Source organism: Proteus sp. fly-1013 (assembly GCF_040140245.1).
Classification (GTDB): Bacteria; Pseudomonadota; Gammaproteobacteria; order Enterobacterales; family Enterobacteriaceae; genus Proteus; species Proteus mirabilis_B.
The window spans coordinates 263157-277689 of the sequence record NZ_JBEEWD010000005.1 but is presented as its reverse complement, the minus strand read 5'-3'; the positions used below and the strand labels follow the sequence as shown (position 1 = coordinate 277689).

The 14533-nt window shown below is 38.5% G+C and carries 11 protein-coding genes; 3 read left to right on the top strand and 8 right to left on the bottom strand.

Annotated features, from left to right (window positions below; genetic code table 11):
* Positions 1-5: 5 nt before the first annotated feature.
* Both ABN236_RS11850 and copA read right to left on the bottom strand, forming a co-directional pair.
* Entirely contained in the window at positions 6-1403 is a 1398-nt protein-coding gene (locus tag ABN236_RS11850; protein WP_349474059.1) for a YadA-like family protein, read from the bottom strand.
* A 379-nt stretch (positions 1404-1782) separates the two neighbouring features.
* Positions 1783-4725 (bottom strand): copper-exporting P-type ATPase CopA, encoded by a 2943-nt coding sequence (copA, locus tag ABN236_RS11845; RefSeq protein ID WP_349474058.1) that lies wholly within the window; start codon positions 4723-4725, stop codon positions 1783-1785.
* A 132-nt stretch (positions 4726-4857) separates the two neighbouring features.
* Here copA and cueR point away from each other — a divergent pair, with 132 nt between their 5' ends.
* Entirely contained in the window at positions 4858-5271 is a 414-nt protein-coding gene (gene cueR / locus ABN236_RS11840; RefSeq protein WP_088494785.1) for a Cu(I)-responsive transcriptional regulator, read from the top strand.
* Here the strand turns inward: cueR and ABN236_RS11835 are convergent.
* From ABN236_RS11835 to tesA, 5 genes are all read right to left on the bottom strand, one after another.
* Positions 5225-5713, bottom strand: coding sequence for an NfeD family protein (locus ABN236_RS11835; protein WP_349474057.1), 489 nt, complete (start codon positions 5711-5713; stop codon positions 5225-5227). The two genes, cueR and ABN236_RS11835, sit on opposite strands and share 47 nt — an antisense overlap.
* Before the next feature lie 2 nt (positions 5714-5715).
* Positions 5716-6639, bottom strand: coding sequence for an SPFH domain-containing protein (locus ABN236_RS11830; RefSeq protein ID WP_349474056.1), 924 nt, complete (start codon positions 6637-6639; stop codon positions 5716-5718).
* Positions 6640-6676: 37 nt separating this feature from the next.
* Positions 6677-7534, bottom strand: coding sequence for a co-chaperone YbbN (locus tag ABN236_RS11825; protein WP_088494788.1), 858 nt, complete (start codon positions 7532-7534; stop codon positions 6677-6679).
* A gap of 84 nt (positions 7535-7618) precedes the next feature.
* Complete coding sequence (locus tag ABN236_RS11820; RefSeq protein ID WP_088494789.1) at positions 7619-8404, bottom strand: SDR family oxidoreductase; 786 nt, start codon at positions 8402-8404, stop codon at positions 7619-7621.
* A gap of 50 nt (positions 8405-8454) precedes the next feature.
* A complete protein-coding gene (gene tesA, locus ABN236_RS11815; protein ID WP_349474055.1) occupies positions 8455-9084 on the bottom strand; it encodes a multifunctional acyl-CoA thioesterase I/protease I/lysophospholipase L1 in 630 nt (209 codons plus the stop codon).
* Here tesA and ybbA point away from each other — a divergent pair.
* Both ybbA and ybbP read left to right on the top strand, forming a co-directional pair.
* Positions 9055-9741 carry a putative ABC transporter ATP-binding protein YbbA gene (ybbA, locus tag ABN236_RS11810; RefSeq protein WP_349474054.1) on the top strand — a complete coding sequence of 229 codons (687 nt, stop codon included), beginning with the start codon at positions 9055-9057 and terminating at the stop codon, positions 9739-9741. The two genes, tesA and ybbA, sit on opposite strands and share 30 nt — an antisense overlap.
* The gene (gene ybbP / locus ABN236_RS11805) at positions 9738-12179 is read left to right on the top strand and encodes a putative ABC transporter permease subunit YbbP (protein WP_349474053.1); all 2442 of its coding nucleotides are present in this window, start codon (positions 9738-9740) and stop codon (positions 12177-12179) included. The genes ybbA and ybbP overlap by 4 nt, the downstream gene beginning before the upstream one ends.
* Before the next feature lie 88 nt (positions 12180-12267).
* Here ybbP and ABN236_RS11800 read toward each other — a convergent pair whose 3' ends face one another.
* Complete coding sequence (locus ABN236_RS11800) at positions 12268-14430, bottom strand: ornithine decarboxylase (RefSeq protein WP_349474052.1); 2163 nt, start codon at positions 14428-14430, stop codon at positions 12268-12270.
* Positions 14431-14533: the final 103 nt, after the last annotated feature.

Sequence of the window (14533 nt, the reverse complement as noted above, 5' to 3'; positions counted from 1 at the left end):
GTTATTTACCAACTCACGCCGACACCGCCAGCAGATACCCAACTATTGCTTTCATTCCATGCTGTAGAAGCTCTTATTTTAATATTTTCATTAATACGATATTGCATACCCCAAGCAAGTGCTGTGGCATTACGATAATTACCAATACCAATAGCCGTACTAAATGTAGCATTATCAGTAAAAGGTAAATTACTCATTGCGGCTACAGAAGCAATACCTTGATTGGCACGTTTCTCAACTTTATAAAAGCGATTTTGAGTATCAGATTTAAAGTGCTCAAAATTCTCTTTAAGTGCATTAAATTGGCTTCTATCTGTCGATTGCTCATTATATAAATGAGAAAGGTGGTTTTTTAGAGGTAGTCGAATACCATTAATATTAACATTATTAATCGTATTTTCTTTTATTTCATTGATTTCTGATGTGTTATTGATAATGCTATTTTTATTTAGCTCAATATTGTTTTTATTTTCATTAACTGTAATTTTGTTTTCATTAATATTGATGGTGTTTTTATCAATTTTATTTTTATTCTTTTCTATATAATTAATGTTATCTGTGATTTTTTCTCTGTTTTTTTCAATCTCATTACTATTATCTGTAATATTGTTTTTATTTGTTTTTGAGTTTTTTATCCCCGCCAAAATATCGACTTCATGTTGTTTTATTTCGTTAGCGTTATCTGTGATTTTTTTTTGTTGAAACTCAATATCATCTCTTGTTCTTTGTTTATGATCTTGAATGGAGTTTTTAATTAGATGGTCTTCTTGTTCTAAGCTCTTTACAACTCGATTTATTTTCTCATCTGTATTTTCATCTAATATGAAAAGTGATGAGTTTTTAGTTTCAACATTATCAATATATGCATAAAGGTCTTGTTGATTATTTATTTTTGCTAAATCTATTCCTGGCTTTTCTGTTGTGGTAATAATTATTTTTTCATTTTTACTCATGATATCAATTAGTTTATCACGATTTAACGAGAGGGTTTTATCGCCTTTCTTTATGAATAATGAAGTGAAATAATTAATTGCTTCATTCTTGAAAATTGTATTGTCAGCTTCTATTTCAATATGCCTATCATTATTAACTATATTATTAATAATATATTCTGGTGCATCTTTGATCTTCTTTTCTTCAAAATGGTTTGCAAGATCTTTTGCTATTCTTTTGTCTAACTTAATTTGAAATGTATTTGGATTATATCTGCTTATTTGGACGTAAGAATCATTAATTATTTTGTCAAATAAAGGGTTATTTATAAATTGATGATTTTTTGCAAGAGTCTCATATTCAGGAGTGATTACTGAGTTTGATTTATCACTTAATTTATTGATATCTGAAAAAACATTTGATGAATAAACTAAAGATAAACTAATAAGAAAAAATTTGTTGTATTTCATCTGCAAATCCTTTTGATATTGAAATATATTCGTGGTGTTTATTTTTTAAGTATTTTAAATTTTTATATCTATTTCACTATAAATAAATAACCTTATTAAGTTTTTTTATATTAATTTTATATTTATTATTATGAATAATAAAAACTAATGAAATCTTTATAAGATATTGCTATTCTAGCAATAAGAGGGCGGAGTGATGACTCTCTTGTATAATGAGAAATTCCTCTTTGACTGGCCGATAGAAATGTCGGCTTTTTTTTAACCTTTTGATAATATTAATAATCATTAGAGAAAATTTAAAAATAAGATAATAAAAAACCCCTTTTACCGATCAGTAAAAGAGGTTTTAATATAATATGTCTTAATAAATCTTTAGGTGTTATTGCTTAGGTTTGAAACGCAATAAACGATTTGCATTACTTACAACTGTGATTGAAGATAGCGCCATTGCTGCACCTGCAACAACTGGATTTAACAGTGTGCCAGTGAAGGGATAGAGAATACCTGCCGCAATCGGAATACCTAAGCTGTTATAGACAAAGGCACCAAAAAGGTTTTGCTTCATATTACGCAGCGTACCTTTTGAAATTTCAACAGCATCGGCAACACCATGTAAGCTATGGCGCATTAATGTGATTGCTGCTGTTTCAATGGCGATATCACTACCACCACCCATTGCAATACCAACATCAGCTTTGGCTAATGCAGGGGCATCGTTAATACCATCCCCAATCATTGCAACACGACGACCTTCAGCTTGAAGCTCTGTAATGGCTTGTGCTTTACCTTCTGGCATAACACCAGCAATAACCTGATCAATACCTGCCTCTTTTGCAATTGCATTGGCAGTAATTGGGTTATCTCCCGTTAACATCACTAAGCGATAACCTTGATGATGTAAACGTTGTAATGCACTTACGGTATCTTCTCTAAGTGGATCACGAATAGAAAGTAAAGCCGCAATTTTTCCGTCTTGCGCTAATAAAACAGGAGTAACACCTTTGGCGGCTTGAGAATCAATCAGTGAATTAACTTCGTTAATATCAATACCAGATCCAAGCATTAATTTAGGGTTACCTAAAAGTACTGTTTTACCATTAATTTCGCCACTTAATCCCATACCGGCTAATGTACGGAAATTGTTTACTTCTGGTAAATCAATACTTTCAGCACGCGCTAAAATAGCTTTCGCTAATGGGTGATTAGAACCATTTTCTAGTGATGCTGCCAATGCAAGCGCTTGAGTGTCATCTACTTGATTGAAAGTATGAATTTCAGTGACCTGAGGCATACCTTCTGTCAGTGTTCCTGTTTTATCAAAGACTAAAGTATCTAGCTTACTGGCTTGTTGTAGTGCATCTGCATCACGGACTAACACACCATATTCAGCCGCACGACCAACACCTGAAATGATCGACATAGGTGTTGCTAAACCTAAAGCACAAGGGCAAGCGATGATAAGAACGGTTGTGATAATCACCAGTGCATAGGTAATTTGTGGAGATGGGCCAAAGAAATACCAAATAGCTCCTGCAACAAGAGCAATAGCGACAACAACAGGCACAAATACACCCGAGATTTTATCCGCTAACTGACCTATTTCAGGTTTACTACTTTGCGCTTGGCGAACTAATTTAATAATACGAGCCAGTGTTGTTTTACTTCCCACTGCCGCTGCTTTAAATAGAACAGAACCATCTTGAACTGTTGTTCCAGCATGAATAGTATCACCCACTGTTTTTTGCTGTGGAATTGGCTCGCCTGTCAGCATTGCCTCATCCATCCACACTTCACCTTGGATAATTTCACCATCAACCGGCACTTTATCACCTGTTGCTAAACGTAAAGTCATTCCTTGTTTAACATCAGCCAATGGCATTTCAACTTCACCGTTTTCAGTTATCACTCTTGCTGTTGGTGGAGTTAAATCTAATAGTCTTTCTAGCGCTTTAGATGAACGCTGGCGCGCTCTTTGCTCAAGCATATGTCCCAGATTGATTAAACCGATAATCATCGCACTGGCTTCATAATAGAGATGCCGAGCTTGAGCTGGGAACACTTCTGGCCATAAGTTTACAGTAATGGAATAGAGCCAAGCTGTTCCTGTTCCTAACGCAACGAGGGTATCCATTGTTGCACTGCGGTTTTTTAAACTTTGCCATGCGCTACGATAAAAATGACCACCAGCAACAACCATAACAAACAGCGTTGCAATACCAATACCTAACCAGATGCTGTGATTAGCCTCAGTCAGCATCATATTGTCGCCGATCATTCCCCAAATCATTACAGGAATACCAACGACTAATGCCAACGCAGCTTGCCAGCGAAAACGTTTCATATTGGCAACAGCAACTTCTTGCTGACGTTCTCTGCGTTTTACATCGTCTTGAATAATTTCAGCGCCATAACCTGCTTTTTCAATGGCAGTAACGAGTGCATCATGATCGATTTCACCCGTTACTAAAGCACTACGCTCAGCAAGATTTACACGCACATTTTCAACACCATCAACGGATTGTAATGCTTTGTGAACCTTGTTTACGCAACTCGCACAAGTCATGCCATCGATTAAAAGCTGAACACTGTCGTCATTGTCAGTGTCGATCTCAGCGCTATTATCAATATCAGCATTCTCAACTGGAATATCACAAACAGCCGCTGACGATGCTTCCAGTTGTGCATGCGTTTGCGTCAGCGGCTCAGTTTTTGGGAAATCAGTACCTGCTAGTTGAGCTTCAAAACCCGCTTCTGTAATGGCGTCGATTAACGTTTCGGCGGTTGCAGAACCCGTCACTTTTGCATGTGTTAATTCAACTTCGGCTGTTTCAACACCTGCAGTATTTTCTAGCGCTTTTTTAACTGAACCGACACAGTGACCACAATTTAAGCCTGATAGAGTTAAATGAATTGCGTTGTCAGTGGGGGCTAAGCTTGCTTGAAAACCTTCAGCCGTAATGGCTGCAATTAAAGTATCCGCATCTGCGTCACCAAAAATTTCAGCTGACTCTTTTGTTACATTAACGGCTGCAACACCTTCAACGGCTAATAATGCTTTTTCAGTTTTACCAACACACTTCATGCAGTTAAGTCCGCTTAGGCTTAATTTTACATCAGGTTGTGTTGCAACACTTGCTTCATAGCCTGCATCTTCAATTGTTTTGATTAAGCTTTCAGCAGTTGCATCACTGTCAATTTTAGCGTATTGAATAGTCACAATTGCCTGCTCTATGTCATTGCGAGAATCAAGTGCTTTTTTTACACTGTTAACACAGTGAGAGCATGAAAGTCCTTTCAATGCGAGTATTATAGTTTTTGCCATGTTAATTATCTCCGTCATAAAAGCGTTACCTCTATTATTGCGCAATATTCGGTAACTTGCTTTCTTTAAAGGTTTTTTCTTATCAGAGATAAAGGCTAAACCTTTCCGCAAGGGGAAGGTCAAGGGGGAATTTTGAATATTAGTGAAATCGCAAGTAAAACAGGATTAACGGCTAAAGCTATTCGGTTTTATGAAGAGAAAGACTTGATAACACCACCGGGAAGAGGTGAAAACGGCTATCGTTATTATCAGGCTCAACATATTGAAGAGTTAACATTATTGCGCCAAGCAAGAGAAGTTGGCTTTAGTTTAGAAGAGTGTCGAGCTTTATTAATGTTGCTAAGAAATCCTTCTCGTCATAGTTCAGACGTGAAAGAAGCCACCTTAAAAAAAGTGGCTGAAATTGAGAAAACAATTAATGAGCTTAATGCCATTCGCCAGCGATTACTTTTGTTAGCCAGCGAATGTCCGGGTGATGACGGAGCAGAGTGCCCAATCATCAATCATTTGTCAGGGTGTTGTCATCACCAGAAACAGCCGGTTTAAGTGCAATCACTTGTAAGGTAATACCATCAATTTCGGTTACAACTACCTTATCACCTGCAAGTAATGGCGTGTCTGAATAAACACGCCAACTACCATCAGCTAATTTAACGCGACTAAAACCGTTTTCCGTATCTGATAATAAAACAGCATGAACACCAATGAGTTGGTGACTTTTCTGATTTAAGTTCTCAGCTTCTTTTGATTGTTTTCTGCGTTTAAGCCAAAGGTGCCAAAGAACAGCACTAATAACCGTTAATATCGCAAATAAAACACCTTGAATAGGCCAGCTAATAGGCAGTATCCATGCAATCAACGATACACACAGAGCCGCTATTCCTGACCATAAAAGGTATCCTGCTGTTCCTAACATTTCTGTAATTAACAGCAAGCCACCAAGACAAAGCCAGAAAAGTGCAGGTTGAGCACTAATCCATTCAATCATAATTAATTGCTCTTGTTGCCAGAGTCACTTTTTTTGGTATTAAGTAATTCAGAAATACCGCCAATTGCACCCATGAGATTACTTGCTTCTAGTGGCATCATAATAACTTTACTGTTATTAGCTGAACCAATTTGAGACAGCGCATCAGTATATTTTTGAGCAACAAAGTAGTTAATTGCTTGCATATCACCTTTGGCGATGGCCTCAGATACCATTTGTGTTGCTTTGGCTTCAGCTTCTGCTGCACGTTCACGGGCTTCTGCTTGTAAGAATGCAGATTGACGCTCACCTTCAGCTTTTAGAATTTGTCCTTGTTTCTCACCTTCAGCTTTTAAGATAGCGGCTTGACGAATACCTTCAGCTTCAAGAATGTCAGCACGTTTAGTTCGCTCAGCTTTCATCTGCGCATTCATTGCAGAAATCAATTCTTTTGGTGGGCGGACATCACGAATTTCGATACGAGTAATTTTGATACCCCAAGGGTTTGTTGCATCATCAACAATCAGTAAAAGGCGACTGTTGATTTGATCACGCTGAGAAAGAATTTCATCAAGTTCCATTGAACCTAACACTGTACGAATATTAGTGAGTGTTAAGTTAATAATGGCAAGCTCAAGATTATTGACTTCATAAGCGGCTTTTACAGGATCGATCACTTGAATAAAGCAGACTGCATCGATGCTGACGTTGGCATTATCACGAGAAATAACTTCCTGAGAAGGAATATCAAGTACTTGTTCCATCATGTTGATACGGCGACCAACACGATCGACAAATGGCACGAGAATTTGAAGTCCTGGAGTCAGAGTACGAGTGTAACGACCAAAACGTTCGACAGTCCACTGGTAACCTTGTGGAACGGTTTTAACACCGCATAAAACTAAAATAATAGCGAATAAGATGATAATACCAATGACTATTTCCATATACCTGTCCTAAGTCTGCTTTAATAAGAAAGTAAAATTAATAAAGTAAAGAATACACCATACGACGATATTTAGACGCTAAATTATCATTAGTGCCTAAGGCTGATAAAATATCCATCAGGGTTTTCTTAACTTGCCCATCACCTGCATTTAGATCTTTTTTGATAAAGCTAAATAGCAACTCTAATGCCTCTTCATTACGGGCAACTTCATGTAATTTTAGTGCAAGTTGAATAGCAAGATCGGTATTTTCAGGCTGTTGATTAAAATCGTTCTGTAATTGTTGAATTTCAGGCGTATCAGCCGCCTGTTTTTGTAATTCAATTTGCGCTAACAAACTATGGTAGTAGCTGTCTTGATCTTGTAATGGGATGGTGATTAACAGAGTTTGTGCTTCTTCACTTTTATTTAAAGAAATTAAAGCACCTGCTAGTGCAAGTGTAATTTCACTATTTTTAGGTGCGAGCTGGTGAGCTTCTTTTAGTAGCGGTAATGCTTCTTCTGCTTTTCCTTCAGAAAGTAATTGTGCGGCTTGTGCTGCTTTCAACTCTTCTGGTTTAGGTAATACATTGGCTAAAATTTGACGAATGGCTTCTTCAGGTTGAGGACCTTGGAAGCCATCAACTGGGCGACCTTCTTGCAAAATATAAACAGTTGGAATAGCGCGTAGGCCAAATTGTGAGGCAATCATTTGTTCAACATCACAATCTAATTTTGCCAAAATAAACTGATCAGCAAATTCGGCTGCTAGTTTATCTAATGTTGCGCCAAGCTCTGCACAATGAGGGCTACGTTCTGAATAGAAATACATCATGACTGGTTTCGTCATGGATTGTTCTATAACTTGTTGAATATTTGATTCATTTACATCAACAATATGTGCAGTTGCTAACATTAACTTGCCCCTTTTTGAGAGTTTTAAATATAGATGCGATTTATAAAGCTATTTTATTAATAAGTAAGGGTGGATACTGAAAAATCAAGCCTTGCCACTCTGGCGACTGAGAATTGCATCCATTAAAATATCAGGTAGAAAACGCTTTAGTATTCTGACAGCGTGAGTTAATAAGGTTACGGGATAACGTATCTTAGGTTTTGGGCTTTCTAAAGCATGAATAAGCTTTTTCACCACATCTTCAGGCGTTAATGTGAAACGACTCGCAATCCCCGGATTTTTTACAGGTTTATCTTTTTCGGCTTGAGCGACATTCTCAGTGAAACAAGTTCGTATTGGACCCGGCTCTATTAAACTCACTTTAACTCCAGTGTGCGCTATCTCCATTCTTAGCGCATCAGACCACGCTTCTACCGCATATTTACTAGCAGCGTAAGCACCTCGACCGGGAGTTGAGATGATCCCCATTACAGAACTCGTTTGAATAATGCGTCCTTCACCATGGGGTAACATGGCTGGTAGAAGTAATGTAGTTAGCTGATGTAAACCAAAAAAGTTAGTCGAAAACTGTTTTTCCATTTGTTGGCGAGTAATGGCATCTAATGGGCCATAAACGCCAAATCCACCATTATTAAATAATCCATATAAACGACCGTTTGTCAGGCGAATAACTTCTAGTGCCGCATTTTCAACACTTTTTGGATCATCAAGATCAAGATGAATAGGTTCTAATCCCAGTGTTTCCATGCGTTCAAGGTCTTCACCTTTACGGCAAGCAGCAAGAACTCGATAGCCTCTTTTCTTTAGTGCTTTTGCCGCGCAGAGTCCTATTCCACTAGAACTTCCTGTAATCAATACCGTTTTTTGCATAATTTTACAATTAATCTCGTTTAATCTACGTCAACTACTGTCAGAATAGTCTAACGTGTTAAGTAAGGGGATAATGTTTCATCCATCCACTGCGTAATAAAAGGCTGAGCATCTTCATTGGGGTGTATGCTGTCATTTTGCATCCACTCAGGTTTATCAGCGATTTGCTCCATATAAAAAGGAAGCAGAGGGATCGCATTATCTTCAGCGAGTTTTGGATAGATCGCTGAAAACGATTGTGTATAACGTTTACCGTAATTAGGTGAAATCATTATTTGCATAAAAAGTGGCGTTGCACCGGCATCTTTCACTTGTGTAATGATGTTTTGTAATGCCTCTTTTGTTTGTGCAACAGGGTATCCCTGTAAACCATCATTTGCACCTAATTCAATTAAAACCCAGCGTGGTTGATGCTGTTTTAATAAATCAGGAAGCCTATTTTGTCCCTGAAAGGCAGTTTCACCACTAATGCTTGCATTAACAACATTAATTTCAGGGTAGGTTGTTTTCCATTTATCAGCAAGGCGTTGTGGCCATGCGCTTTCAATCGGAAGACGGTATCCTGCACTCAAGCTGTCACCAAAGATCAAAAAGGTATCAGCAGCAATTGCCTTAAAGCTAAACATCATCATAACGATAAGGAAAAATGTATGTCGACGGAAAAGGTTCTTGAAGTTCATCAGTTAACCAAACAAGTAGGACAAGGTGATAGTCAGATCTCTATATTGCAGGGTGTTGAGTTAGTTGTCGAGCCTGCACAAACAATTGCGTTAATTGGTGAGTCAGGATCGGGAAAATCGACACTGTTAGGGATCATTGCTGGATTAGATGATGGCACCTCTGGCAGCGTGCATTTGATGGGTGAAGATCTCACACAAATGAATGAAGAAGAGCGTGCCAAGTTGCGAGCTCAACATGTTGGGTTTGTTTTTCAATCATTTATGTTGATCCCAACATTGAATGCACTCGAAAATGTGCAGTTGCCCGCATTATTAAAAGGTGAGTCAGAAAAGCACAGCCATGCGCGTGCAGTTGATTTACTTAAGCTGTTAGGATTAGGTGAACGTTTATACCATATGCCAGTACAGCTTTCTGGCGGTGAGCAACAGCGCGTTGCATTAGCAAGAGCATTTTGCACTCAACCAGCTATTCTGTTTGCGGATGAACCAACAGGAAACCTTGATCGTAAAACTGGTGATAAAATTGCTGACTTGTTGTTCTCTCTTAACCGAGATTATGCAACAACTTTGATTTTAGTTACTCATGACAATGAGCTAGCAGCTCGTTGCCAAAGACGATTACGATTAGTAGATGGACAACTTAAGGAGGAGTCATGATTTGGCGTTGGTTTTGGCGTGAATGGCGTTCTCCTGCACTATTAATTGTTTGGCTTTCTTTAGCGCTGGCAGTTGCTTGTGTACTTGCTTTAGGGCGTATAGGTGATCGCATCGATAAAAGCATTTATGCTCAAAGTCGAGATTTAATTGCTGGAGACTTAGTCTTACGTGCATCCTATCCCGTTGATGAAAACTGGCTTACAGAGGCGAAAAAAGAAGGGTTAACTCTGAGTCGCCAAATGCAATTTACCACCATGTCTTATGCTCCTGAAGGTGATACACCTCAGCTGGCGTTGGTGAAAGCCGCAGATAACCTATATCCACTGTATGGTGAGTTAGAAACAGAGCCAGCAGGGTTAAAACCTGAAAAAGGAACTGCGCTTGTCGGTGCCAGATTACTTGAATTACTTGATATAAAAGTCGGCGATAACATTGATGTAGGTGACGCTACATTTACAATCAGTGGAGTATTAATTCAAGAGCCGGATAGCGGGTTTAATCCTTTTCAAATCGCACCTCGTATTTTAATTAACCTTGATGATGTTGAAGCAACTGGAGCGGTGCAACTCGGAAGCCGCCTGACTTATCGCTATATGTTTGCGGGCGATGAAGCTGTGATTGATAGTTATCAGCAACGATTCGATCCACTATTAAAACCAGACCAGCGTTGGAATAGTTTAAAACAAGACAGTGGAGCGCTTTCACAATCAATGGAGCGTGCGAAAAACTTTCTTTTGCTCTCTGCTCTTTTAACGCTATTACTTGCTATATCGGCAGTTGCTGTTTCAATGGCTCATTATTGCCGTAGTCGTCATACCTTAATTGCGGTATTAAAAACACTAGGTGCAGATAAACGAGCATTGAGAAAGTGGATTGTTGGGCAATGGGGAGTGATCCTCATTGGTGCGATTGTTGTCGGTTCATTAGTCGGGCTTATTTTTGAGGCGATACTGCTACAAATTTTAGCGCCTGTTTTACCTAAAAGTTTGCCTGAAGCGAGTTTTTTACCGTGGGTATGGTCTGTGGGCTCTTTACTGTTAATTGCTTTATTAACAGGATTAAGACCTTATTATCAACTAATGGCGACACAACCTTCCCGTGTATTAAGAAGTGATACCACGGCACCTATATGGCCTCTGCGTTACTATTTACCGATTGTAGGCTTAATTATTGTCGGTGCTTTAACACTTTTTGCGGGAACGGGCGTTTTACTCTGGTCAATTCTATTTGGTGTTGTTGTTATTGCTTTTCTACTTGGAATAATTGGCTGGTTAGGATTATGGGTATTAAAGCAGTTTAAATTCCGCCAACTCAGCGCACGTTTAGCGGTGACTCGTTTATTACGACAACCATTTCAAACGATGACTCAACTTGCGGCTTTCGCGCTTTCATTTATGTTATTAACGCTTTTAATCCTTATTCAAGGTGATTTATTAGACAAATGGCAAAAACAGTTGCCAGAAGATAGCCCTAATTATTTTCTAATCAATATGTCTGCGCCTCAAGTTCAAGAAATTAATACTTTATTGGCAAAGTATAATGTTGAACCTACGGATGCATTTCCTGTGGTATTAGCGCGTTTAACACAAATTAATGAGAATAATGCCAAAGAGTGGGCAGATAAACGTGATGCTGGTAATAACACTGTTCGTCGAGAGCTTAACTTAACGTGGCATAGTGAATTGCCAAAAGATAATGTGATTGTTGAGGGAACATGGCCTCCAGTAGGGAATGGTGTTTCTCTTGATCAAGGTGTTGCTGAACAACTCGAAATTAAGTTAGGTGATGAATTAACATTTGTCGGTGATACTCGTGAATTTAAGTCCATTGTGACTAGTATTCGCCATGTTGATTGGGAAAATATGCGTCCTAATTTCTTCTTTATTTTCTCTGAAGAAGGGTTAAGTAATCAGCCAGAAAAATGGATGAGTAGCTTTTACTACAATGGCGAAGGGGCACTAATTACGGCACTTAATCGGCAATTTCCAACTGTAAGCGTATTAGATACAGGCGCATTAATTCAACAAGTTCAACAAATCTTACAGCAAGTCAGTCGAGCATTGGAGATTATGGTTGGATTGGTAATGATCTGTGGTGCGTTATTGTTAGTTGCTCAAATTCAGGTAGGAATGACACAGCGACGTATTGAGCTGGTGGTATATCGTACATTAGGCGCAGGTAAATCATTATTAAGACGGACTCTTTGGGCTGAATTTGCATTGTTAGGTTTAATGGCAGGATTAGCTGCGGCGATTGGTGCCGAGGTTGCATTAAGCTTATTACAAATATCAGTGTTTAATTTTCCTTGGCAGCCCCAATGGGGAATGTGGATCACCGTACCTATTGTTGCCGCACTATTACTTTCATTATGTGGCAGTATTTTAGGGATCAGACTGTTGCAAGATAAAGGGCAGTATCGACGAATTCAGGGTGAATAGTTGAAATAAATAAGGCTCATAAATAGAGTTAAATAAAAATGCTGATGCTATTAAACATCAGCATTTTTTATGGGAAAAGATAAGACAATTATTCTTTTATAACATAAGCATAAATGCGCTTACTGCCATCATCTTCATCATAAATATAAACACCTTGAAGTTCAGTTGAAAAGCCCGGTAGTTGATTAATTGTGACTTCAAGTGCCTGAAAATAGCGTAAAACAGCACCACCCCAAACTTCACCGGGCACAGCACATAAAACACCCGGCGGATAAGGTAAAGCACCTTCCGCGGCAATTCTGCCTTCTAATTTATTTAAAGGTAAAAACTCAACATTACCACGAACAAACTCAATATTAGCTTGTTGCGGACTTAGTGCCCGCTTAGGGAAATGACTTTTTCTAAACATCTGCTTTTGCAGTAGTTTAATATTGTAAGTGACACAAATATCATGCATTTCCTGACAGAGTTGACGTAATGTATAACCCTGATAGCGAGATTGATAGCGACGACAAACAGAAGGCAATATTTTTTCTAATGGCACATCTTCAACTAAGTACTTTTCAAATTGAACAATCAAAGAGGTTAAGCGATCAAATTTTGCTTGGTGCTCTGCGGGAGTCAGCAAAAATAAGATTGAATTAAGGTCGCTTTTTTCAGGAATAACACCGTGCTCACGTAGATAATTTGCCAAAATAGATGCTGGTACACCAAAGGGTTCATATTCCCCTGTATGAGGGTCGATCCCCGGCGTTGTAAGCATTAATTTGCAAGGATCAACAAAGTATTGATTGGTGGCGTAACCTTCAAATGAGTGCCAATTATCATTAGGAATAAAATTGAAAAAACGTTGATCGTGAGCGATTTCATTTGTGTCGTGATCTTGCCAAGCAAGTCCATCAACCATTTCAGGAATAAATGGCTTAATAAACTGGCACTGCTTTAGTAATGATTTACGAGCTTCGATGCCTTGTTTTACGCAATTCATCCACATGGCTTCACCACTTTTACCCGAATGCATTTTGGCATTGACATCAAGAGCCGCAAAAAGGGGATAAAATGGGCTGGTGGACGCATGCATCATAAAAGCATTATTCATACGTTTATGATTAACATAACGTGATTGCCCTTTAAGGTGCGCATCTTTTTTATGTATCTGCGAGGTTTGTGAAAAACCGGCTAATTGCTTATGAACTGATTGAGTAACGAGAATACCGGGATCATCTTCATTAAGCGTTAATAACAAAGGCGAACACTGTTTCATCATCGGAATGAATTGCTCATAACCAACCCATGCAGAATCAAATAAAATGTAATCACAAAGATGACCAATTTTATCGACGACTTGTCTTGCGTTGTAAATCGTACCGTCGTAAGTACCCAGTTGAATAACGGCTAAGCGAAAAGGGCGTTTATCGAATTGGCGTTCTGGCATAATTTCTGCGATTTGTTGGCGTAAATAGTCCTCTTCAAAGCAATGTGCATCTATGCCCCCGATAAAGCCAAAGGGATTACGAGCGGTTTCTAAATAAATAGGCGTTGCTCCGGCTTGAATTAGCGCACCATGATGATTGGATTTATGATTATTTCTATCAAATAGCACTAAATCATTTGGTGCCAATAAGGCATTTAAGGCAACTTTATTAGAAGAGGATGTTCCATTTAAAACAAAATAGGTTTTATCGGCATTAAACACTTGCGCCGCAAAAGTTTGCGCATCATAAGGCGCACCTTCATGAATAAGTAAATCACCCATTTCAACATCAGCATTACAGAGATCAGAACGAAATAGATTCTCACCAAAATATTGATAAAACTGTTCGCCTGCGGGATGACGACGGAAAAACTCTCCACCTTGATGGCCGGGACAATCAAAAGCAACGTTCTTTTCGGCAACATAATTCACTAAGCGTGAAAAAAATGGTGTTGTCAGACTCTTTTCATATTGCTGTGCAGCTTCATTAATCAACGCACTATTTTTTTGATGCGCACTTTTATCTGTGATCACAATCCCTGAAATTTGATTAAGCAATTCAGCACTGAGTGCATCATTAAGATTAACTGCAATAAATACGGGGAGTTGAAAGCCTGTTTGATAAATGCGCTCTAATTCGCCAGACTCAATATCTGACAATGACAACACTACTGCTGACACTTGCGTTAAATTTGCATCAACAATATCAACAATCGGACGTTCACAATAAAAATAGTGTGAAAGAGTAGGGTGACACGCCAACTTCATTTTTTTCATTATGCTCGCGTTTTTATCAATAGAAGAATTGGCGAACAATATACTTGGTTGTGAATGTGATTGAAATAAATTAAAAGACAAATAAGATGATTTTATGCATTTA

Excerpts from the sequence above, each read along its gene's own strand:
- ABN236_RS11850 (WP_349474059.1), bottom strand. The coding sequence starts at position 1,403 with ATGAAATACAACAAATTTTTTCTTATTAGTTTATCTTTAGTTTATTCA.
- copA (WP_349474058.1), bottom strand. The coding sequence starts at position 4,725 with ATGGCAAAAACTATAATACTCGCATTGAAAGGACTTTCATGCTCTCAC.
- ABN236_RS11835 (WP_349474057.1), bottom strand. The coding sequence starts at position 5,713 with ATGATTGAATGGATTAGTGCTCAACCTGCACTTTTCTGGCTTTGTCTT.
- ABN236_RS11830 (WP_349474056.1), bottom strand. The coding sequence starts at position 6,639 with ATGGAAATAGTCATTGGTATTATCATCTTATTCGCTATTATTTTAGTT.
- ABN236_RS11825 (WP_088494788.1), bottom strand. The coding sequence starts at position 7,534 with ATGTTAGCAACTGCACATATTGTTGATGTAAATGAATCAAATATTCAA.
- ABN236_RS11820 (WP_088494789.1), bottom strand. The coding sequence starts at position 8,404 with ATGCAAAAAACGGTATTGATTACAGGAAGTTCTAGTGGAATAGGACTC.
- ybbA (WP_349474054.1), top strand. The coding sequence starts at position 9,055 with ATGTCGACGGAAAAGGTTCTTGAAGTTCATCAGTTAACCAAACAAGTA.
- tesA (WP_349474055.1), bottom strand. The coding sequence starts at position 9,084 with ATGAACTTCAAGAACCTTTTCCGTCGACATACATTTTTCCTTATCGTT.
- ybbP (WP_349474053.1), top strand. The coding sequence starts at position 9,738 with ATGATTTGGCGTTGGTTTTGGCGTGAATGGCGTTCTCCTGCACTATTA.
- ABN236_RS11800 (WP_349474052.1), bottom strand. The coding sequence starts at position 14,430 with ATGAAAAAAATGAAGTTGGCGTGTCACCCTACTCTTTCACACTATTTT.